This window comes from Nocardioides pantholopis, from assembly GCF_003710085.1.
Lineage (GTDB): Bacteria > Actinomycetota > Actinomycetes > Propionibacteriales > Nocardioidaceae > Nocardioides > Nocardioides pantholopis.
Genome location: NZ_CP033324.1, coordinates 492309 through 514372 on the forward strand (window position 1 = coordinate 492309; position 22064 = coordinate 514372).

14 protein-coding genes are annotated in these 22064 nt (G+C 72.2%); all 14 read left to right on the forward strand.

Annotated features, from left to right (window positions below):
• The first annotated feature begins 4 nt into the window (after window positions 1–4).
• Window positions 5–1444, forward strand: a complete 1440-nt coding sequence (locus EBO35_RS02305) for an MCE family protein (RefSeq protein WP_164477764.1) — start codon at window positions 5–7, stop codon at window positions 1442–1444.
• Window positions 1441–2730, forward strand: a complete 1290-nt coding sequence (locus tag EBO35_RS02310) for an MCE family protein (RefSeq protein WP_122816291.1) — start codon at window positions 1441–1443, stop codon at window positions 2728–2730. The genes EBO35_RS02305 and EBO35_RS02310 overlap by 4 nt, the downstream gene beginning before the upstream one ends.
• Entirely contained in the window at window positions 2691–3326 is a 636-nt protein-coding gene (locus EBO35_RS02315) for a hypothetical protein (protein ID WP_164477765.1), read from the forward strand. Before EBO35_RS02310 ends, EBO35_RS02315 begins: the two co-directional genes overlap by 40 nt.
• The gene (locus EBO35_RS02320; RefSeq protein ID WP_122816293.1) at window positions 3323–4147 is read left to right on the forward strand and encodes a DnaJ domain-containing protein; all 825 of its coding nucleotides are present in this window, start codon (window positions 3323–3325) and stop codon (window positions 4145–4147) included. The genes EBO35_RS02315 and EBO35_RS02320 overlap by 4 nt, the downstream gene beginning before the upstream one ends.
• 223 nt (window positions 4148–4370) lie before the next feature.
• Complete coding sequence (gene rpoB / locus EBO35_RS02325; protein ID WP_396954394.1) at window positions 4371–7838, forward strand: DNA-directed RNA polymerase subunit beta; 3468 nt, start codon at window positions 4371–4373, stop codon at window positions 7836–7838.
• Between the two features lie 85 nt (window positions 7839–7923).
• On the forward strand, window positions 7924–11814 hold the full coding sequence (locus EBO35_RS02330) for a DNA-directed RNA polymerase subunit beta' (protein ID WP_122816295.1): 3891 nt from the start codon (window positions 7924–7926) through the stop codon (window positions 11812–11814).
• Between the two features lie 128 nt (window positions 11815–11942).
• A complete protein-coding gene (locus tag EBO35_RS02335; RefSeq protein WP_122816296.1) occupies window positions 11943–13178 on the forward strand; it encodes a geranylgeranyl reductase family protein in 1236 nt (411 codons plus the stop codon).
• 20 nt (window positions 13179–13198) lie between these two features.
• Window positions 13199–14089, forward strand: a complete 891-nt coding sequence (locus EBO35_RS02340) for an NUDIX domain-containing protein (RefSeq protein WP_122816297.1) — start codon at window positions 13199–13201, stop codon at window positions 14087–14089.
• Between the two features lie 23 nt (window positions 14090–14112).
• Complete coding sequence (locus tag EBO35_RS02345; protein WP_122819222.1) at window positions 14113–15381, forward strand: hydroxyacid-oxoacid transhydrogenase; 1269 nt, start codon at window positions 14113–14115, stop codon at window positions 15379–15381.
• Entirely contained in the window at window positions 15378–18173 is a 2796-nt protein-coding gene (locus tag EBO35_RS02350) for an FAD-binding and (Fe-S)-binding domain-containing protein (protein ID WP_206422641.1), read from the forward strand. Before EBO35_RS02345 ends, EBO35_RS02350 begins: the two co-directional genes overlap by 4 nt.
• A gap of 76 nt (window positions 18174–18249) precedes the next feature.
• Window positions 18250–19488, forward strand: a complete 1239-nt coding sequence (locus EBO35_RS02355; RefSeq protein WP_122816299.1) for a class I SAM-dependent methyltransferase — start codon at window positions 18250–18252, stop codon at window positions 19486–19488.
• The gene (locus EBO35_RS02360) at window positions 19481–20494 is read left to right on the forward strand and encodes a hypothetical protein (RefSeq protein WP_164477766.1); all 1014 of its coding nucleotides are present in this window, start codon (window positions 19481–19483) and stop codon (window positions 20492–20494) included. The genes EBO35_RS02355 and EBO35_RS02360 overlap by 8 nt, the downstream gene beginning before the upstream one ends.
• Before the next feature lie 59 nt (window positions 20495–20553).
• On the forward strand, window positions 20554–21555 hold the full coding sequence (locus EBO35_RS02365) for a DNA topoisomerase IB (RefSeq protein ID WP_122816301.1): 1002 nt from the start codon (window positions 20554–20556) through the stop codon (window positions 21553–21555).
• On the forward strand, window positions 21552–22061 hold the full coding sequence (locus tag EBO35_RS02370; RefSeq protein WP_241153825.1) for a macro domain-containing protein: 510 nt from the start codon (window positions 21552–21554) through the stop codon (window positions 22059–22061). The genes EBO35_RS02365 and EBO35_RS02370 overlap by 4 nt, the downstream gene beginning before the upstream one ends.
• Window positions 22062–22064: the final 3 nt, after the last annotated feature.

Sequence of the window (22064 nt, forward strand, 5' to 3'; positions counted from 1 at the left end):
GCGGATGCTGCGCACCGTGCTCGGCATGGTGGCCGGAGCGGTGCTGCTGACCGGCTGCGACTTCGACGTCTACCAGCTGCCGCTGCCCGGGGGGACCGACGTCGGCGACGACCCGATCACGATCACCGCCTCGTTCGTCGACGTGCTCGACCTGGTGCCCAGGTCGGCGGTCAAGGTCAACGACGTCAACGTCGGCGAGGTCCGGGAGGTCAGCCTCGACGGATACACCGCGGAGGTGACCCTCGAGCTGCGCGGGGACACCGAGCTGCCCGACAACGCCCGCGCCGAGATCCGGCAGACCAGCCTGCTCGGCGAGAAGTTCGTCTCGCTGAGCGCGCCGGAGAGCCCCAAGGGCGTGCTGGAGAGCGGGGACCGGATCGCGCTGGAGAACACCGGGCGCAACCCGGAGGTCGAGGAGGTGCTCGGCGCCCTCAGCCTGGTCCTCAACGGGGGCGGCATCGCCCAGCTCAAGAGCATCGCGAGCGAGATCAACCTCGCCCTGGACGGCCGGGAGGACTCCGCACGATCGGTGCTGACCCAGGTCGACCAGCTGGTCGGGACCCTGGACGCCAACAAGGCAGACATCGTGCGCGCCATCGAGTCGCTCAACCGGCTCGCGGTCTCCGTGCGCAAGCAGCAGGGGACCATCGACGCCGCGCTCGAGGAGCTGCCCAGCGCCCTGACCAGCCTCGACTCCCAGCGCGAGGACCTGGTCCGGATGCTCGAGGCGCTCGACGAGCTCGGCGACGTCGGCGTCGACGTCGTACGCCGGTCGAAGTCCGCGACCATCGCGACGGTCCGCAACCTCGAGCCGGTGCTCTCCGAGCTCGCGAACTCCGGTGACTCCCTGGTCAACGCGTTCCACGTCGCCTTGACCTACCCCTTCGTCGACGAGGTCGTCGGCCGGGACCCGCAGGTCGCCCGCAACCTGCACATGGGCGACTACACCAACCTCTCCATCGAGCTCGACATCGACCTCTCGCTCGGCATCACGCCCGGCGCGGAGCTGCCCGAGCTGCTGCCCAGCGACGTCGCGCCCGGCACGATCGTGCGCAACGTCCTCGACTGCCTGGCCAGCGCGGACTTCAACGGCGAGGAGTGCAAGAAGGTGCGCGGCAACCTGCAGGCGCTGCTCACGCTCAGGGAGGAGTGCCAGAAGCCGGCGAACCGCGACACAGTGGTCTGCCGGATCCTCAACCAGGTCCCCGGCCTCCCGACGCTGAAGGGGGTGCCGACGCTGCCCGAGCTGACCGGCGACCTCGCCGGCGGGCTCGGCCGCAACCGGCCCGCGCCCGGCGCCGGGGGCGCGGTGGTGGGGCGCGGCCTCACCGGCGACCAGCTGCGCCAGTCCTTCGACCCGGCGCTGGTGGATCTGCTGGTGCCCGGGCTGATCGCCTCCGAGTCGGCGCCGCCGGCCCGGACGAAGCGGAAGGAGGCCCGATGATCACGCGCCGCACCCGGCTCCAGCTGCTGGTCTTCGCGATCATCACGCTGGCCGGCGTCTCGTTCGTCGGGGCCCGCTACGCCGACCTGGACCGCTTCTTCGTCGACGACTCCTACACCGTGCTCGCGCAGTTCACCGAGTCCGGCGGGATCTTCGCGGGTGCCGAGGTGACCTACCGCGGGGTGGGGATCGGCCGCGTCGACGAGCTCGAGCTCACCGAGCAGGGCGTCGAGGTGCACCTGGAGATCGAGGACGAGTACGACGACATCCCCGCCGACACGCTCGCGGTCGTCGGCAACCGCTCCGCCGTGGGGGAGCAGTACGTCGAGCTGCAGCCGCAGGTCGACGCCGGCCGGGCGCTGCGCGACGGCTCCCGGATCCGGGCGGCCGACACCCGCACCCCGGTCGCGACCGAGAAGCTCCTCGGCGACCTGAGCCGGACCGTCGCCTCGGTCGACCAGGACGCGCTGCGCACGACGGTGACCGAGCTCGGCACGGCCTTCGGCGGCACCGGCCCCGACCTGCAGCGGATCATCGACACCGGCACGTCGTTCATCGAGACCGCCAACGCCAACTTCGACCTGACCACGGCCCTGATCCGCGACGCCAACACGGTCCTGCAGGGCCAGGCCGACTCCGAGAGCTCCCTGCGCACCTTCGCCCGGGACCTGTCGCTGTTCACCGGCACGCTGGCCGGGTCCGACCGCGACCTGCGCCGCCTCATCGACACCGGGTCCAGCGCGGCCAACCAGCTGCGCACGTTCCTGGAGGAGAACGAGGTCGAGCTCGCCGGGCTGATCAACGACGCGCGCACCAGTGGCGAGGTGGTCCAGAAGAACCTCCCCGGCGTCGAGCAGCTGCTGGTGGTCTACCCCTACATCGTGGAGGGCGGCTTCACGGTGGTCTCCAAGTCCCCGGGCACCGGCCTGTACGACGCCCACTTCGGCCTGGTGCTCACCACCAACCCGGCCTGCCTCGAGGGCTACGAGGGCACCGACCGACGGATCCCGCAGGACGGGGAGAACCGCCCGATGAACACCGCGGCCGGCTGCACCGAGCCGGCCGAACGGACCAACGCCCGCGGCGCGCAGAACCTCGCGCCGCGCGCCGGCGCCGACTACGACGGGACCCCTGTCGCGGCCCTGGACCCCCAGTCCGGCACGATCACCTGGGGCGCCAAGGCGGAGCGGCTGGCCCGCGGGTCGGGCAGCGCAGCGCCGGCCTCACTCGGAGAGGATTCCTGGAAGTGGCTCTACCTCCAACCCCTGACCTCGACGACGCCGTGACCACCGACGAGGTCGCGGCGGCGCCGACCCCAGCCGCGCCGGCGCCGGCGCGACCCGACCGGCTCCGGCCGGTCCTGCTCGCGGTGCTCGTGCTCGCGTTCCTGGCCTCGCTGGGCACGCTGGGCTGGCTCGGCGTCGAGCAGGCCCGCGGCGACCGCGACGGCGGACGCGAGCGGCAGGCCCAGCGCGAGGAGGCGATGTCGCAGGCGCGGCAGTTCATGCTCCGCAACCAGACCTACGGCCCGGACCAGCTCGACGAGGCCGGCCAGCTCGCCGAGTACCGCCGGCTCAACAAGGAGATCATGACCCCGAAGTTCTACGCGGAGTTCGAGAAGGCGGCCACGGCGGCCGACCAGCTCGCGAAGGAGTCCGGCGTGAGCCGGAGCGTCGAGGTGCTCGGCGTCGGGGTCGAGACGCTGGACGACGACTCGGGCACCGTCCTGGTCACCGGCCAGATCAGCACCCGCTACCTGGACGCGAAGGGCAAGGACGTCTCGGCGGGCGAGGACCTGTTCCGGGTGGTCGTGGACCTCGTCGACTCCGACGGCACCTGGCTGGTCGACGACTTCGCCCAGGTCTCGAAGGCGGAGCAGTGAGCGCGGGACCGGGGAGCCGGGCGGTCAGCCCCGCGACCCCGTCCTGGTACGACCTCCTCGACGTGGACCCGTCGGCGAGCGAGGCCGAGATCCGGGCGGCCTGGAAGGCGGCGATCGCCGACCTGGACCCGACCGACCGACGCTTCCGGGTGCACAACCAGGCCGCGGAGGTGCTGCTGGACGGCGAGCGTCGCGCGGCGTACGACGCCGAGCTGGCCGCGGCTGCCCAGGCAGCCCAGGCAGACGAGGCAGCCCAGGCAGACGAGCCCGTCCAGCCCGTGGAGCCGGCGGACCCCGAGGACACGGACCCGGTGGGGGAGCCGGCCGGACGCCGCCGGGTGCCGGGGGCGCTGCTGGCCGTGCTCGCCGTGCTGACACTGGTCTGCGCGGGGGCGAGCCTGTGGCTCTGGCAGGAGCGCGACGCCTCCGACAGCGAGGTCGAGGCGGCCACCAGCGCCGCGCGGGCGGCTGCCGAGACCGCCGTCGTACCGGTGCTCTCCTACGACGCGGCCGCGCTGGAGGAGTCCCGCGAGGCCGCGGTGTCCTACCTCACCCCCTCCTACCGCAAGGAGTACGAGCAGTTCTTCGGCGGCGTGATGGAGGAGAACGCCCCGCGCACCGGCACCGTGGTGGAGGCCTCCGTGATCCGCTCGGGCATCGTGCGCTCGGGGGAGGACCGCGCCGAGGTGCTCGTGGTGGTGGACCAGGCCACGACCAACAAGGCGGCCAAGGAGCCCACGGTCATCAAGTACTGGGTCACCGTGGAGATGGCGCGCGTGGCCGGGGACTGGCTCGTCGACGGGATGAAAACCCGCGCCTGAGGCCGCGACACGCCCGGGCGACCGGCCGTGCTGCTTGACCTGTGCGCGCCGGGGACGCATCATCTTCCGCAGAACCGGCAGCTCCGGGCCCGCGGGATTGTCGCGCGCCCTCGCATAGGGTATCGTTGCGCTTTGCGCCTGCCCTCAGATGCTTGTCTCCTGCCCGGTGGATGACCTAGTGGTGGGTGGCGCCATCTCACAGTGCGACCCCGTCGAAGGACACCTGTTGGCCACGCGCAGCACCTCCGGTAACCCCCGCCGCATCTCTTTCAACAAGATCCAGGACCCCATCGAGGTCCCCCAGCTCCTCGCTCTCCAGACCGACAGCTTCGACTGGCTCGTCGGCAACGAGAAGTGGGAGGCCACCGTCGAGCGCCGCCGCGCCGAGGGTGAGGACGTCTCCAGCAAGTCCGGTCTCCAGGAGATCTTCGAGGAGATCTCCCCGATCGAGGACTTCTCCGAGACGATGTCGCTCTCGTTCGAGAACCCGGTCTTCTACGACCCCAAGTACACCGTGGACGAGTGCAAGGAGAAGGACTTCACCTACTCCGCTCCGCTCTACGTCTCCGCGGAGTTCACCAACAACGACACCGGTGAGATCAAGGGCCAGACGGTCTTCATGGGCGACTTCCCGCTCATGAGCGACAAGGGCACCTTCATCATCAACGGCACCGAGCGCGTCGTGGTCAGCCAGCTGGTCCGCAGCCCCGGCGTCTACTTCGAGCGCTCCGCGGACAAGACCTCCGACAAGGACATCTACACCGCGAAGATGATCCCGAGCCGCGGCGCGTGGCTGGAGTTCGAGATCGACAAGCGCGACCTGGTCGGCGTCCGCCTGGACCGCAAGCGCAAGCAGAACGTCACCGTGCTGCTCAAGGCCCTCGGCTGGACCAACGAGCAGATCCGCGAGGAGTTCGGTGAGTACGAGTCGATGATGCTGACCCTGGAGAAGGACAACACCCAGGGCCAGGACGACGCGCTGCTCGACATCTACCGCAAGCTGCGCCCGGGCGAGCCGCCGACGCGCGAGGCCGCGCAGACGCTGCTGAACAACTACTACTTCAACCCCAAGCGCTACGACCTGGCCAAGGTCGGTCGCTACAAGATCAACAAGAAGCTCGGGCTGACCGAGGCCTTCGACCAGCAGACGCTGACCGTCGACGACATCGTCGCCGCGATCCGCTACATCGTCGCGCTGCACGACGGCCGCCAGCAGGTCGAGGCGCCCCAGGGCGCCCTCGACATCGCGGCCGACGACATCGACCACTTCGGCAACCGCCGGATGCGCACGGTCGGCGAGCTGATCCAGAACCAGCTGCGCACCGGCCTGGCCCGGATGGAGCGCGTGGTCCGCGAGCGGATGACGACCCAGGACGTCGAGGCGATCACGCCGCAGTCGCTGATCAACATCCGCCCGGTCGTGGCGGCGCTGAAGGAGTTCTTCGGCACCTCCCAGCTGAGCCAGTTCATGGACCAGACCAACCCGATCGCGGGCCTGACGCACAAGCGTCGCCTCTCCGCGCTCGGCCCGGGCGGTCTGTCCCGTGACCGCGCCGGCATGGAGGTCCGCGACGTGCACCCGTCGCACTACGGCCGCATGTGCCCGATCGAGACGCCGGAAGGCCCGAACATCGGCCTGATCGGCTCGCTGGCCTCCTACGGCCGGATCAACCCGTTCGGCTTCGTCGAGACGCCGTACCGCAAGGTCGAGAACGGCCGGGTCACCGACCAGATCGACTACCTGACCGCCGACGACGAGGACCGCTTCGTCATCGCCCAGGCCAACGCGGCGATCGACGACGAGGGCACCTTCGTCGAGGAGCGGGTCCTGGTCCGCCAGCGCGACGGCGAGGTCTCCGAGATCCTGGCCGACGAGGTCGACTACATGGACGTCTCGCCGCGCCAGATGGTGTCGGTCGCGACCGCCCTGATCCCGTTCCTCGAGCACGACGACGCCAACCGCGCGCTGATGGGCGCCAACATGCAGCGCCAGGCCGTGCCGCTCATCAAGAGCGACAGCCCCCTGGTCGGCACCGGCATGGAGTACCGCGCCGCGGTCGACGCCGGCGACGTGGTCACCGCCACGAAGGCCGGTGTGGTCAAGGACGTGTCCGCCGACGTCGTGGAGACGATGAACGACGACGGCACCTACTCCACCTACCGGCTGGCGAAGTTCCGTCGCTCCAACCAGGGCACCTGCATCAACCAGCGCCCGCTGGTGAGCGAGGGCGACCGGCTCGAGGTCGGCAGCCCGATCGCCGACGGTCCGTGCACCGACGACGCCGAGATGGCGCTGGGCACGAACCTCCTCGTGGCGTTCATGCCCTGGCAGGGCCACAACTACGAGGACGCGATCATCCTCAGCCAGCGGCTGGTGCAGGAGGACTACCTCACCTCGATCCACATCGAGGAGCACGAGGTCGACGCCCGCGACACCAAGCTCGGCCCCGAGGAGATCACCCGGGACATCCCGAACGTCTCCGAGGAGATGCTGGCCGACCTCGACGAGCGCGGCATCATCCGCATCGGCGCCGAGGTCACCACCGGCGACATCCTGGTCGGCAAGGTCACCCCGAAGGGCGAGACCGAGCTGACCCCCGAGGAGCGCCTGCTGCGCGCGATCTTCGGCGAGAAGGCCCGCGAGGTCCGCGACACCTCGATGAAGGTGCCGCACGGCGAGTCCGGCACGGTCATCGGCGTGCGCGTCTTCGACCGCGAGGAGGGCGACGAGCTGCCCCCGGGCGTGAACCAGCTGGTCCGCGTCTACGTGGCGCAGAAGCGCAAGATCTCCGTGGGCGACAAGTTCGCGGGTCGCCACGGCAACAAGGGCGTCATCGCGAAGATCCTGCCGATCGAGGACATGCCGTTCATGGAGGACGGCACCCCGGTCGACGTGATCCTCAACCCGCTGGGCGTCCCGCGCCGGATGAACATCGGCCAGATCCTCGAGCTGCACCTGGGCTGGCTGGCCAAGCAGGGCTGGGACCTCAACCTCTCCGACGACCCCGCGGACTCGGACTGGAAGCAGCGCCTGATCAAGATCCACGCGGACAAGGCCGAGCCGAACACCAAGGTCGCGACCCCGGTGTTCGACGGCGCCCGCGAGGACGAGATCACCGGCCTGCTCGGCTCGACCATCCCGAACCGCGACGGCAACCGGATGATCAACGAGACCGGCAAGGCCAACCTGTTCGACGGCCGCTCCGGCGAGCCGTTCCCGGACCCGGTCTCGGTCGGCTACATGTACATCCTGAAGCTGCACCACCTGGTGGACGACAAGATCCACGCGCGCAGCACCGGCCCCTACTCGATGATCACGCAGCAGCCCCTGGGCGGTAAGGCCCAGTTCGGCGGCCAGCGGTTCGGTGAGATGGAGGTCTGGGCGATGGAGGCGTACGGCGCCGCCTACGCCCTGCAGGAGCTGCTCACGATCAAGTCCGACGACGTCCCCGGACGCGTCAAGGTCTACGAGGCGATCGTCAAGGGCGAGAACATCCCCGACTCCGGCATCCCCGAGTCGTTCAAGGTGCTCGTCAAGGAGATGCAGTCGCTGTGCCTGAACGTCGAGGTGCTCAGCCAGGACGGCAGCAGCATCGAGCTGCGTGACGCGGAGGAGGACGTCTTCCGCGCGGCGGAGGAGCTCGGCATCGACCTGTCGCGTCGCGAGCCCAGCAGCGTCGAAGAAGTCTGAGGAGTGCGGCCGCCCGCCTTCGGGCGGGCGGCCCGCCCCCAGTCCACAAGCTTTGATTCAGAACTAACGAAGGACAACAGCCATCGTGCTTGATGTGAACTTCTTCGACCAGCTTCAGATCGGCCTGGCCACCGCGGACGACATCCGTACCTGGAGCCACGGCGAGGTCAAGAAGCCGGAGACCATCAACTACCGCACGCTCAAGCCCGAGCGTGACGGCCTCTTCTGCGAGAAGATCTTCGGTCCCACCCGGGACTGGGAGTGCTACTGCGGCAAGTACAAGCGAGTCCGCTTCAAGGGCATCATCTGCGAGCGCTGCGGCGTCGAGGTGACCCGGTCCAAGGTGCGTCGTGAGCGGATGGGTCACATCGAGCTGGCCGCGCCGGTCACCCACATCTGGTACTTCAAGGGTGTTCCCAGCCGGCTCGGCTACCTGCTCGACCTCGCCCCGAAGGACCTGGAGAAGGTCATCTACTTCGCGGCGTACATGATCACCGACGTCGACGAGGACGCCCGCCACCGCGACCTGTCCTCCCTCGAGGGCAAGGTCGGCCTGGAGCGCGAGCGCCTCGAGAAGCGCCGGGACCAGTCGCTGGAGGACCGCTCCAAGAAGCTCGAGGAGGACCTCGCCCAGCTCGAGGCCGAGGGCGCCAAGGCCGACCAGCGCCGCAAGGTCCGCGACGGCGCCGAGCGGGAGATGAAGCAGCTGCGCGACCGTGCGCAGCGCGAGATCGACCGTCTCGAGGAGGTCTGGAACACCTTCAAGACGCTCAAGGTCCAGGACCTCACCGGTGACGAGATGCTGTACCGGGAGATGAAGAACTGGTTCGGCAAGTACTTCGAGGGCCACATGGGCGCCACGGCGATCCAGAAGCGCCTGCAGTCCTTCGACATCGAGGCCGAGATCGAGTCGCTGCGCGACACGATCGCCAACGGCAAGGGCCAGAAGAAGGTCCGCGCCCTCAAGCGCCTCAAGGTCGTCGACGCGTTCCGCAAGACCGGCAACAAGCCCCAGGGCATGGTCCTCGACGCCGTCCCGGTCATCCCCCCGGACCTGCGTCCGATGGTGCAGCTCGACGGTGGCCGCTTCGCGACCTCCGACCTCAACGACCTGTACCGCCGCGTGATCAACCGGAACAACCGGCTCAAGCGGCTGCTCGACCTCGGCGCGCCCGAGATCATCGTCAACAACGAGAAGCGGATGCTCCAGGAGGCCGTCGACTCGCTGTTCGACAACGGCCGTCGTGGTCGCCCCGTCACCGGCCCGGGCAACCGGCCGCTGAAGTCGCTCTCCGACATGCTCAAGGGCAAGCAGGGTCGCTTCCGTCAGAACCTGCTCGGCAAGCGCGTGGACTACTCGGGCCGTTCGGTCATCGTCTCCGGTCCGCAGCTGAAGCTGCACCAGTGCGGTCTGCCCAAGCAGATGGCGCTGGAGCTGTTCAAGCCGTTCGTGATGAAGCGCCTGGTCGACCTGAGCCACGCGCAGAACATCAAGTCCGCCAAGCGGATGGTCGAGCGCGCCCGTCCGGTCGTGTGGGACGTGCTCGAGGAGGTCATCACCGAGCACCCGGTGCTGCTGAACCGGGCACCCACCCTGCACCGCCTCGGCATCCAGGCCTTCGAGCCCCAGCTGATCGAGGGCAAGGCCATCCAGCTGCACCCGCTGGTCTGCACCGCGTTCAACGCGGACTTCGACGGTGACCAGATGGCCGTGCACCTGCCGCTGTCCGCCGAGGCCCAGGCCGAGGCGCGGATCCTGATGCTCTCGACCAACAACATCCTCAAGCCCTCGGACGGCCGTCCGGTGACCATGCCTACCCAGGACATGATCATCGGCCTGTTCTTCCTGACGGCCGACCGCACCGACCAGCCCGGCGAGGGGCGCTCCTTCTCCTCGCAGGCCGAGGCCATCATGGCCTTCGACCGGGCCGAGATCTCGCTGCAGTCGCGGGTCCGGATCCGTCTCGAGGGCGTCGTCCCGTCCGCTGACGTCGTGGTTCCCGAGGGCTGGCAGCCCGGCGACGCGCTGGTGCTCGACACCACGCTGGGCCGCTCGATCTTCAACGACACGCTGCCCTCCGACTACCCGTACGTGAACTACGAGGTCGGCAAGAAGCAGCTGGGCGCGATCGTCAACGACCTGGCCGAGCGCTACACCAAGGTCGAGGTCGCGGCGTCGCTGGACGCGCTGAAGGACAACGGCTTCCACTGGGCCACCCGCTCGGGTGTCACGGTCTCGATCGACGACGTCACCACGCCGCCGGACAAGGCCGAGATCCTCTCCGGGTACGAGGCCCAGGCCGCGAAGGTCCAGAAGCAGTTCGAGCGCGGCCTCGTCACCGACGAGGAGCGCCGCCAGGAGCTCGTCGAGATCTGGACCGAGGCCGGCAAGCGCGTCGGTGACGCGATGGAGAAGGCCTTCGACCGGGCGAACCCGATCTACATGATGGTCGACTCCGGCGCCTCCGGTAACTTCAACCAGATCCGTCAGGTCGGCGCCATGCGTGGTCTGGTGGCCAACCCGAAGGGCGAGATCATCCCGCGCCCGATCAAGGCCAACTTCCGCGAGGGCCTCTCGGTGCTCGAGTACTTCATCTCGACCCACGGTGCCCGCAAGGGTCTGGCCGACACCGCGCTGCGGACGGCCGACTCGGGCTACCTGACCCGCCGGCTGGTCGACGTCTCCCAGGACGTCATCATCCGCGAGGACGACTGTGGCACCGAGCGCGGCCTGCCCAAGCGGATCGGCGACCTCGTCGAGCGCGACAACGGCTCGGTCGTGGTCAAGAACGAGAACGCCGAGACCGCTGCGTACGCCCGCACGGCGGCCGTCGACGTGGCCCACCCGAAGACCGGCGAGATCCTCGCCGCGGCGGGCGACGACCTCGGCGACGTCAAGATCGGCGAGCTGGTGGCCGCCGGGATCGAGGAGGTCAAGGTCCGCTCGGTCCTGACCTGCGAGGCCCGCACCGGCACCTGCGCGAAGTGCTACGGCCGCTCGCTGGCCACCGGCAAGCTCGTCGACATCGGCGAGGCGGTCGGCATCATCGCCGCCCAGTCGATCGGTGAGCCCGGCACGCAGCTGACCATGCGTACCTTCCACACCGGTGGTGTGGCCTCCGCTGACGACATCACGCAGGGTCTGCCCCGCGTGGTCGAGCTCTTCGAGGCCCGCTCGCCCAAGGGTCGTACGCCGATCGCCGAGGCCGCAGGCCGGGTCGAGATCGAGGAGACCGACAAGGCCCGCAAGGTCCTGGTCACCCCCGACGACGGCTCCGAGGTCCAGGAGTACCCCGTCTCGAAGCGCTCGCGCCTCAACGTCGAGGACGGCGAGCACATCGAGGTCGGCCACCACCTGACCTCCGGCACGCCCGACCCGCAGGACGTCCTGCGGATCCTCGGGGTCCGGCGGGCCCAGGAGCACCTCGTCGACGAGGTGCAGGAGGTCTACCGCAGCCAGGGCGTGTCGATCCACGACAAGCACATCGAGATCATCGTGCGGCAGATGCTGCGCCGGGTCACGGTGATCGAGTCCGGTGACACGAACCTGCTGCCCTCCGACCTGGTCGACCGGGCCCTGTTCGAGGAGGAGAACCGTCGCGTGGTCTCCGAGGGCGGCAAGCCGGCCTCGGGTCGCCCGGTCCTCATGGGCATCACGAAGGCCTCGCTGGCCACCGAGTCGTGGCTCTCGGCCGCCTCCTTCCAGGAGACGACCCGGGTGCTCACCGACGCGGCCATCCACGGTCGCTCGGACTCGCTGCGCGGCCTGAAGGAGAACGTGATCATCGGCAAGCTGATCCCGGCCGGCACCGGCCTGGAGCGGTACCGCAACATCCGGGTGGAGCCGACCGAGGAGGCGCGCGCCGCGGCGTACTCCGTCTCGGGTTACGACTCCTACGACTACGAGTTCGGTGGTCCCGCCGGGGGCACCGCCGTGGCCCTGGACGACTTCGACTTCGGTTCCTACCAGAACTGAGTCCGGTCCCCTAGCAGTACCGAACGGCCCCGTCCCGCCAGGGACGGGGCCGTTCGGCATTCGCCGTGGCAGCCCGGGGGAGCGGTCCGGATGCCGGGGCGCTCGGGCGTGCCTGCGACAATCGGGGCGTGAGCAAACCCGTCAAGACCGACGTGCTCGTCGTCGGCGCCGGCCCCGCCGGGTCCGCCGCGGCAGCCTGGGCCGCCCGCTCCGGGGCCGACGTGGTCCTGGCCGACGCCGCCGTCTTCCCGCGGGACAAGACCTGCGGCGACGGGCTGACGCCGCGCGCGATCGCCGAGCTGTGCCTGCTCGGACTCGAGGACTGGCTGCGCGCCCACACCGTCAACCACGGGCTGCGCGCCCACGGGTTCGGCCAGACGCTCCTGCTGCCCTGGCCCGGCGGCACGCTTCCCGACTGGGGCTCCGCGGTCCCGCGCACCGAGCTCGACGACCACCTGCGCACCACCGCCACCAAGGCCGGTGCGCTCGCGATCGACGGCGCCCGCGCGGTCGACGTGCGCCGCAACGGCGACCAGGTGGCCGCCGTCGTCTTCCGCAGCGGCGAGGAGACCTTCGAGATCGCCTGCGAGCGGCTCGTCGTCGCCGACGGCGTCCGCTCCCCGCTGGGCAAGCTGCTGGGCCGCGAGTGGCACCGCGAGACCGTGTACGGCGTGGCCGGCCGGTCCTACGTCGCCTCCACGCAGAGCGACGACCCGTGGATCAGCTCGCACCTGGAGCTGCGCGACCCCGCGGGCCAGGTGCTGTCCGGCTACGGCTGGATCTTCCCGCTCGGCACCGGCGAGGTGAACCTCGGCGTCGGCACCCTCGCGACCGCGAAGCGGCCTGCCGACATCGCGGTCAAGCCGCTGATGCGGCACTACGCCGAGCAGCGCCGCGACGGGTTCGGGCTCTCCGGCGAGCTGCGCGCCCCCACCTCCGCGCTGCTGCCGATGGGCGGGGCGGTCTCCGGAGTCGCCGGCGCCAACTGGGCACTGATCGGCGACGCCGCCGGCTGCGTGAACCCGCTGAACGGCGAGGGGATCGACTACGGCCTGGAGACCGGCCGGCTGGTCGCCGGGTTGCTGGCCGAGGACGCGGACCTGGCGACCGCGTGGCCTGCGGTGCTGCGCGAGCACTACGGGGAGTCGTTCTCGATCGCCCGCCGGCTGGCCGGCATCGCCACGGTGCCGCGGGTGCTGCCGACGCTGGGTCCGGTCGGGATGCGCTCGGGGGCCCTGATGACGCTGGCGCTGCGGTGGATGGGCAACCTCGTCACCGAGGAGGACCGCGACGCGGCCGCCCGGGTGTGGCGCTGGGCGGGGCGCCGCTCGCTGGCACGCGACCACCGTCCGCCGTTCTCCTGACCGCCCCCTAGGTTGAGGTCATGAGCCCGCCCCCGCCGGTCCAGCGCCTCGCGGCGTACGCAGTGATCCTCCGGGACGACCAGATCCTGCTCAGCCGCCTGGCCGCCCGCATCAGCGAGAGCGAGCTGTGGACGCTGCCCGGCGGCGGCCTCGACCACGGCGAGGACCCCCAGGCGGGGGTGGCGCGCGAGGTGATGGAGGAGACCGGCCTGAAGGTCGAGGTCGGCGACACCGCGCGGGTGCTGACCTTCCACAACCCGCATGCCCGCTGGGAGGGTCGCCGGGTCGACGCCTGGTCGGTGCGGATCGTGTACGACGGATGGGTGCCGGTCGACTCGCCGGCGCCCCGGGTCATGGAGGTGGACGGCTCGACAGTCGACGCGGCCTGGAAGCCCCTGGCCGCGGTCCTCGACGGCACCGTGCCGACCACCTCGCTGGTGCGCGAGGCGCTGGCCGGGCACACCATCCACCGGCACCAGCGGGTGGCGGCCTACGCGCTGGCCCGGCGCGGCGAGGACGTGCTGCTGACCCGGATCTCCGCCCTGGGCCACCACGCCGGGGCCTGGACGCTGCCCGGCGGCGGCATCGACCACGGCGAGGAGCCGCGGGCCGCGCTGCGCCGCGAGGTCCGCGAGGAGTGCGGCGTCGACTGCGAGGTCGGCGAGGTCCTGGAGGTCCACGACACCCACTTCACTGGCACCGCCCCGGGCGGGCGGCGCGAGGACTTCCACGGCCTGCACCTGGTCTTCCGGACCACCGTCCCCGGCGACGCCGAGCCCCGGGTCGGCGAGGTCGACGGCACCACCGACGCAGTCGCCTGGGTGCCGGTCGGGCGGGTCCGCGACGGCTCGGTGCCGGTGCTCGACGTGGTCCGGGCCGGGCTCGCCGCGGACGAGCGGCGCGCGCGCTGACCGGGCCGGATATCGTGGCCCGCGTGCACGAGACTGTCTTCACCTACGCCGCGCCGGCGCTGAAGTTCGGGATCGGCGCATCCGCCGAGGTCGGCTACGACCTGGCGGGCTTCGGCGCCCGCCGCGTGCTCCTGGTGACCGACCCCGGGGTCGCCGCCACCGGCCATCCGGCCCGGATCGCGGAGCAGGTCACCGCCCGCGGCCTGCAGGTGACGACGTACGACCGGGTGCGGGTGGAGCCGACCGACGAGTCGTTCACCGACGCGATCGAGTTCGCCCGCGACGCCGGGCCCTTCGACGCGATCCTCGCGGTGGGCGGCGGCTCGGCCATCGACACCGCGAAGGCGGTCAACCTGCTGACCACCAACCCCGGCGAGCTGATGGACTACGTCAACGCGCCGGTGGGCCGGGCGCTGGCACCGAGCCGGCCGCTGCTGCCGCTGGTCGCGGTCCCGACCACCACCGGCACCGGCGCGGAGAGCACCACGATCTGCGTGCTCGACGTGCTTGCGCTCCAGGTCAAGACCGGCATCAGCCACCCCGCGCTGCGGCCCCGGCTGGCCGTCGTGGACCCGGCGCTGAGCGCCACCCAGCCGGCGATGGTGACCGCCGCGTCCGGCATGGACATCCTCTGCCACGCGCTGGAGTCCTACACCGCCCGCTGGTACGCCGACTTCGACGCGAAGACCCCGGAGCAGCGGGTGCCCTACTGCGGCGCCAACCCGGTCGCGGACATGTGGTCGGAGAAGGCGATGTCGCTGCTGGCCGGTGCGTTCCGCACCGCGGTGCGGGGCGACGGCGACCTCACGGTTGCCCGGGAGCAGATGGCGATGGCGGCGACCTTCGCCGGGCTCGGCTTCGGTAACGCCGGCGTGCACATCCCGCACGCCAACGCCTATCCGATCGCCGGCCGGGTCCGGGACTTCCGCCCGGCCGACTACCCCGACGACGAGCCGATCGTGCCGCACGGCATGGCGGTCTCGCTGACGGCGCCCGAGGCGTTCCGGTTCACCTTCGACGCCGACCCCGACCGGCACCTGCGCGCCGCGCGGATCCTCGAGCCCGGCGCGGACCTGGGCGCGGGCCCCGACGCGCTGCCGGGGGTGCTGACCCGGCTGATGCGCGACATCGGCATCCCGAACGGCCTGGCCGAAGTGGGCTACGGCGAAGACGACGTGACCGGGCTGGTCGACGGGGCGCTGAAGCAGCAGCGGCTGCTGGCGACCGCGCCCCGGGCGGTCGACGCCGAGGACCTCGCCGGCGTCTTCCGCGGCTCGATGGAACACTGGTGAGCGCCGGTCCGGAGGCCGGGGACCTGCTCGCCGAGCTGCGCCGGCGCGGCGTCACGGACGTCGAGGACTCCACGCTCGCGCGGGCGCTGCACTCCTCGGACGCCTCGCTGTACCGCGTGGTGCCGCGGGCGGTGGCGCACCCGCGCCACGTCGACGAGCTCGACGCGCTGCTCGACGCCGCGCGCACCCTCGGGGTGCCGCTGACCATGCGCGGCGCCGGCACCTCGATCGCCGGCAACGCCGTCGGCCCGGGCATCGTCGTGGACACCCTGCGGCACCTGAACCGGATCGGGGAGATCGACCCCGAGGCGCGCACCGCTGTCGTCGAGCCCGGCGTGGTGCACGCCCGCCTGCAGCGCGCCGCCGCGCCGCACGGGCTGCGCTTCGGGCCGGACCCGTCCACGCACACCCGCTGCACGATCGGCGGGATGATCGGCAACAACGCCTGCGGCTCCCGCGCGCTGGGCTACGGCCGCACCTCCGACAACGTGGTCGCGCTGGACGCGGCGTACGCCGCCGACGGCGACGTGCCCGGCCGGCTCGCCGCCCTGGTCGAGGGCCACCTGGGCCACGTCCGCACCTCCTTCGGCCGCTTCTCGCGCCAGGTCAGCGGCTACTCCCTGGAGCACCTGCTGCCGGAGCGGCGCTCGGTGGACCGGTTCCTGGTCGGCTCCGAGGGCACCCTGGCGCTGGTGCGCCGGGCCACCGTCCGCCTGGTCCCCGAGGTCGAGCGGCACCTCGTGGTGCTCGGCTACCCGAGCATGTTCGAGGCGGCCGACGCGGTGCCGGCGCTGCTGGCCGCGGTCGGCCAGGGCGACGTGTCCGGCACCGCATCCACCGACGGCACCGGGATGGTGGCCTGCGAGGGCCTCGACGCCCGGATCGTCGAGCTGGTCCGTGCTCGCGGCGGGGCCGTGCCCGACCTGCCCCGCGGGGCCGGCTGGCTCTTCGTCGAGGTCGTCGACCCGGCCCTGCTCACGACCGTGATCGAGGCCGCCGGGTCCCTCGACCACGCGGTGGTCACCTCCGCCGCCGAGGCCGCCGCGCTGTGGCGGATCCGCGAGGACGGCGCCGGCCTGGCCGCCCGCAGCCTGCCGACCCCGGCGTACTCCGGGTGGGAGGACGCCGCGGTCCCGCCCCAGCAGCTCGGCGCCTGGCTGCGCGACTTCGACGCGCTGCTCAAGGCCCACGACCTCGACGGCGTGCCGTACGGCCACTTCGGCGACGGCTGCGTGCACGTGCGCATCGACTTCACATTCGCCGACGGCGGCGCGTCGTTCCGCGACTTCATGACCGCCGGGGCCCACAAGCTCGCCGAGTACGGCGGCTCGCTGTCCGGCGAGCACGGCGACGGGCGGCACCGCTCGGAGCTGCTGCCGATCATGTACGGCGAGGAGTCGGTGCGGCTCTTCGGCGCGGTCAAGGCGATCTGCGACCCGGCCGGCGTGCTCAACCCCGGGGTGCTGGTTGACCCCGCCCCGCTGGACGCCGACCTGCGACCGGCGCGCCCGCGCCAGGAGCCGCGCACCGCGCTGCGCTTCCTCCACGACGACGGCTCGTTCGGCAACGCAGTGCACCGGTGCACCGGGGTCGGCAAGTGCGTGGCGCCCTCGACCGCCGGCGTGATGTGCCCCTCCTACCTGGCCACCCGCGAGGAGAAGGACTCCACCCGCGGCCGGGCCCGGGTGCTGCAGGAGGCCCTCGACGGCGCCCTGGTCAAGGGGCCTGCCGACCCGGCCGTGCACGAGGCGCTGGACCTGTGCCTGTCCTGCAAGGGCTGCTCCTCGGACTGCCCGACCGGTGTCGACATGGCGACCTACAAGTCCGAGGTGCTGCACCAGACCTATGCGGGCAAGGTCCGCCCCCGCGGGCACTACCTGCTCGGCCGACTGCCCCGCTGGGCGGCGCTGACCGCGCCGCTCGCGCCGGTCGCCAACGCCGCGCTGCGACTGCGGCCGCTCGCCACCGTCGCCCGGGCGGTGGCCGGCATCGACCAGCGCCGCTCGATCCCGACCTTCGCTCCCACCACGCTGCGCCGCAGCCGGCGCGCCGCGGAGACCACGCCGGCTCCCGCCCCGGGGTCCGCGGAGCAGCCGGACGTCTGGGTCTGGGCGGACTCGTTCACCGACCACTTCCTGCCCGACAGTGGGCACGCCGCGATCCGGTTCCTCGAAGCCCGGGGGCTGCGGGTCCGGGTCATCGACGAGAGCGCCTGCTGCGCGCTGACCTGGGTGACCACCGGCCAGCTCGACAAGGCGCGCTCGATCATGACCCGCACGGTCCGCACCCTGGCGCCGTACGTCGCCAGCGGGGTGCCGGTCGTCGGGCTGGAGCCGTCCTGCCTGGCCACGCTGCGCTCGGACGCCGTCGAGCTCACCGACGATCCGGCGGCCGCGGTCGTCGCGGACGGGGTGCTCACCTTCGCCGAGGTGCTCGCCCGGCTCGAGGTCGAGCCGCCGGACCTGACCGGGGTCGAGGTCGTCGCCCAGCCGCACTGCCACCAGTCCTCGGTGCTCGGCTGGGCCGCCGACGAGGAGCTGCTGCGCCGGGCCGGTGCGCGGGTCACCCGGGTGGCGGGCTGCTGCGGCCTGGCCGGGAACTTCGGCATGGAGCAGGGGCACTACGAGGTGTCGGTCGCGGTCGCGGAGACCCACCTGCTGCCGGCCGTGCGGGCCCAGCCCGACGCGGTGGTGCTGGCGGACGGGATGTCGTGCCGGGTCCAGCTCGACGACCTTGCCGGGGTCCCGGCGATGCACCTGGCCGAGCTGTTCGCTTCTAGACTGGAGGCGTGAGCCCCCGCCAGCGACGCCTCGTCATCCCGCTCTGCCTGGGTCTGCTGCTGGTGATCGTCGTGGTGGCCGCGGTCCTGTGAGCGAGCCGCTGCTGCGGGTGCTGGCGCAGATGCGCAGCCACCTGCTCGACCCCGACCGGCTGGTCCGGGCGGTCGGCTCCGGGCGCCAGAAGGGCCGACAGCCCCGCTGGAAGCGGATCGAGCTGCGCTACGTCGACCTCAAGGCCGGCCGCCACCTGCAGGTCACGGCGTACGACGAGACCCAGGCGCACACCGCGAACCACCCGGTGGGGGAGCCGGCCCGCGAGGCCGTCGACGCGCTGCTCGACGAGCCGTTCGGCAACTGGCACGTGGAGACCACCACCCACAGCCACCAGGTCCGGGTCACCAAGAAGCTCGAGGCGCTGCTGCACTCGACCGAGCGCACTGCCCCGGTCGAGGTCGGCCGCGGCCACGACCGCGGCAAGGAGCGGCTGCTCGCCGCCGACGACCCGGTCTTCGCGGTGCTCGGGCTCACCGACGCCCAGGGCCGGCTCAAGCCGAGCCGGCAGGCGAAGTACCGCCAGGTCGAGGAGTTCCTGCGGCTCCTGGACGCCTCGATCACCGAGGCGCTGGACAAGGGGCACCTGCGCCGGCCGACGCCCGAGGACCCGCTGCGGGTCGTCGACCTCGGCTGCGGCAACGCCTACCTGACCTTCGCCGCGCAGCGCTTCCTCAGCGACGTGCGCGGGCTGCCGGTCGAGGTGACCGGCGTGGACGTCAAGGAGCAGTCGCGCGAGCACAACACCGGGGTCGCCCGGCAGCTGGCCGACCAGGCCGGCCTCGCCGAGGCGCAGTTCGTCGTCGGCAGCATCGGCGGCGTCCGGCTGGAGCGCGACCCCGAGGTGGTGCTGGCGCTGCACGCCTGCGACACCGCCACCGACGAGGCGCTGGCCCGGGCCGTGGGCTGGGGCGCCTCGGTCGTGCTGGCGGCGCCGTGCTGCCACCACGACATCGCCGCCCAGCTGCGCAAGGCGCCCACTCCGGCGCCGTACGCCGCGCTGACCCGGCACGGCATCCTGCGCGAGCGGTTCGCGGACACCCTGACCGACGCGCTGCGGGCCTCGCTGTTGCGGCTGGAGGGCTACCGGGTCGACGTGGTGCAGTTCGTGGAGAGCGAGCACACCCCGCGCAACACGCTGCTGCGCGCCGTCCGGACCGGCGGCCGGGTCTCCGGCGGCGGGCTCCGCTCGGAGTACGACGAGCTGGTGGCCGCCTGGTCGGTGCGGCCCCGGCTTGCCGAGCTGCTGGCGGCCGGCGCCGGGCCCGATGCCTGACCGGCTGCTCGCGCTGGTCGTCGCGGTGCCGTTCCTGCTGGGCGCGGCCGCCGCACCGCCGGCCGACGACGGAGACGTGGTCTTCGAGCTCGCCGACCCCGCGATCGTGGAGTCCAGCGGGCTGGTCGTCACCGACGACCTGTTCGTGACCGTCAACGACTCCGGGGACGCCGGCCGGGTCTTCGCCGTCGACGCCGCCGGCGAGACCGTCGGCACCACCAGCTGGGCCGCGGAGCCCACCGACGTCGAGGCGCTCGCGCCCGCCGGTCCGGGCGAGGTGTGGGTCGGCGACATCGGGGACAACCGCGGCGCCCGCGACTTTGTCGAGGTGCTGCGGGTGCCGGTCGGCCGGGGCGACCGGGAGGTCGACCCGCAGCGCTACGAGCTGGTCCACGCCGACGGCGCCGCGGACGCCGAGAGCCTGCTGGCGCACCCGGTCACCGGCCAGCTGGTCGTGATCACCAAGAGCTTCTTCGGCGGGGTCGTCGAGGTCGCGCCGCGGCGCCTGGACGCGGACCGCCCGAACCGGCTGCGCGCGGTCGGCTCGGCGCCCGCGATCGCCACCGACGCGGCGTTCTTCCCCGACGGGCGGCACCTGGTGGTCCGCGGCTACCGCGGCGCGACCGTGCTGGCCTGGCCGTCGCTGGGGCAGGTGGGGGAGCTCGAGCTGCCCGACCAGCCCCAGGGCGAGGGGATCGCGGTCGCCGCCGACGGCCAGGTCTACGTCAGCACCGAGGGGCTGCACTCGCCGGTCGCCCGGGTGCCGGTGCCTGCCGAGCTGGCGGCGGCCCTGGCCCCGGCTACCCCGTCGGCTCCGGCCACCCCGCCGGCCCCGCCCGAGCAGTCGGACGCCCAGGACGCGGTCGGCGAGGAGCCCGACCTGACCGGCGTGCAGTGGCCCTGGATCGGCGCCGGAGTGCTGATGCTCCTCCTGGGCGTGCTGGTCGTCGCGCTGGTGGGCTCGGCCGCGTTGCTCGGGTGGCGCCGGGCCCGCGGGCGCCGCTGACCCGCCCGTTCCAACGCCGGGCAGGTTTGTCCGGAACGGGGCCCGGCTACCGAGCCGCCATGCCGCGCCTGCGTCGTACCTCCCCGGACCAGCCGGGGTGGACCCGCCGCCGGGCCGGTCGCGGCTTCGTCTACCTCGACCAGCACGGCACCCGCCTCGACGCGGACGACGCCCAGCGGGTGCGCGACCTGGTGATCCCGCCGGCCTGGACCGACGTCTGGGTCACGCCGCACCCGAACGGTCACCTGCAGGCGGTCGGCACCGACGCCGCCGGGCGACGCCAGTACCTCTACCACCCGGCCTGGCGCGAGCGCCGCGACGCGGAGAAGTTCGACCGGATGCTCGCGTTCGGCGCCGCGCTGGCCCAGGCCCGGGACCTGGTGGTCACCGACCTGGGCCGCGAGGGGATGCCGCTGGAGCGGGCCTGCGCGGCCGCCGTGCGGCTGCTGGACCTGGGCTACTTCCGCATCGGCAACGACGTGTACGCCGACACCAACGGCAGCTTCGGGCTGACGACGCTGGAGCGGCGGCACGTGCGCCGGCGCCAGGACCGGCTGGTCTTCGGGTTCGTCGGGAAGTCCGGGGTCGAGCACCGCATCGAGATCGACGACGCGGTCGTCGTCGAGACCATCGAGGCGATGCGCCGGCGCCGCGGCGCGGGGCGCCTGCTCTCCTACCGCGAGGGCCGCAGCTGGCGCGACCTGCTGCCGGCGCTGGTCAACGAGTACATCCGGAGCAGCACCGGGATCGAGGCCACCGCGAAGGACTTCCGCACCTGGCACGCGACGGTGCTGGCCGCGGCGGCGCTGGCCGAGACCGACGAGCCGGGAGCCACCCAGGCCTCGCGCCGCCGGGCGGTGAGCACCGCGATGAAGGAGGTGTCGAGCTTCCTCGGGAACACCCCGACCCTGGCCCGGTCCTCCTACGTCGACCCGCGGGTCATCGAGGCCTACGAGGAGGGCCGGACGATCATCGGGACGACCGGCCAGGAGTACGACACCCCCGACGAGCGCCAGGCGGCCCTGGAGGCCGCCACGCTCGAGCTGCTGAGAGAGGCATGAGGATGCGGGTCACGGCGATCCAGGGCGACATCACCGACCAGGAGGTGGACGCGGTCGTCAACGCGGCTAACCGGGGGATGCGCGGCGGGGGAGGAGTCGACGGGGCGATCCACCGGGTCGGCGGCCCCGCGGTGCTGGCCGACTGCGTGCGCCGCTTCCCGCACGGCCTGGCGACCGGCGACGCGGGCTGGACCGACGCCGGGGACCTGCCGGCGCGGTGGGTGGTGCACGTGGTCGGGCCCAACCGGAACGCGGGCGAGACGGACCGGTCCCAGTTGCTCTCCTGCTACGTGCGGGCGCTGGAGGCGGCCGACGAGCTGGGCGCGCGGACGATCGCGTTCCCGCTGGTCGGGGCGGGGGCCTACGGCTGGAGCGACGAGGAGTCCGTGGCGGCCGCCCTGGAGGGGGTCGCCGCCGCGGAACAGCGAGGCACCGGGGTCGAGGAGGTGCGGCTCGTGGCGTACGGGCGCGCGGCGTACGACGTGGTGCGGCGGGCGGTGGGCTGAGCC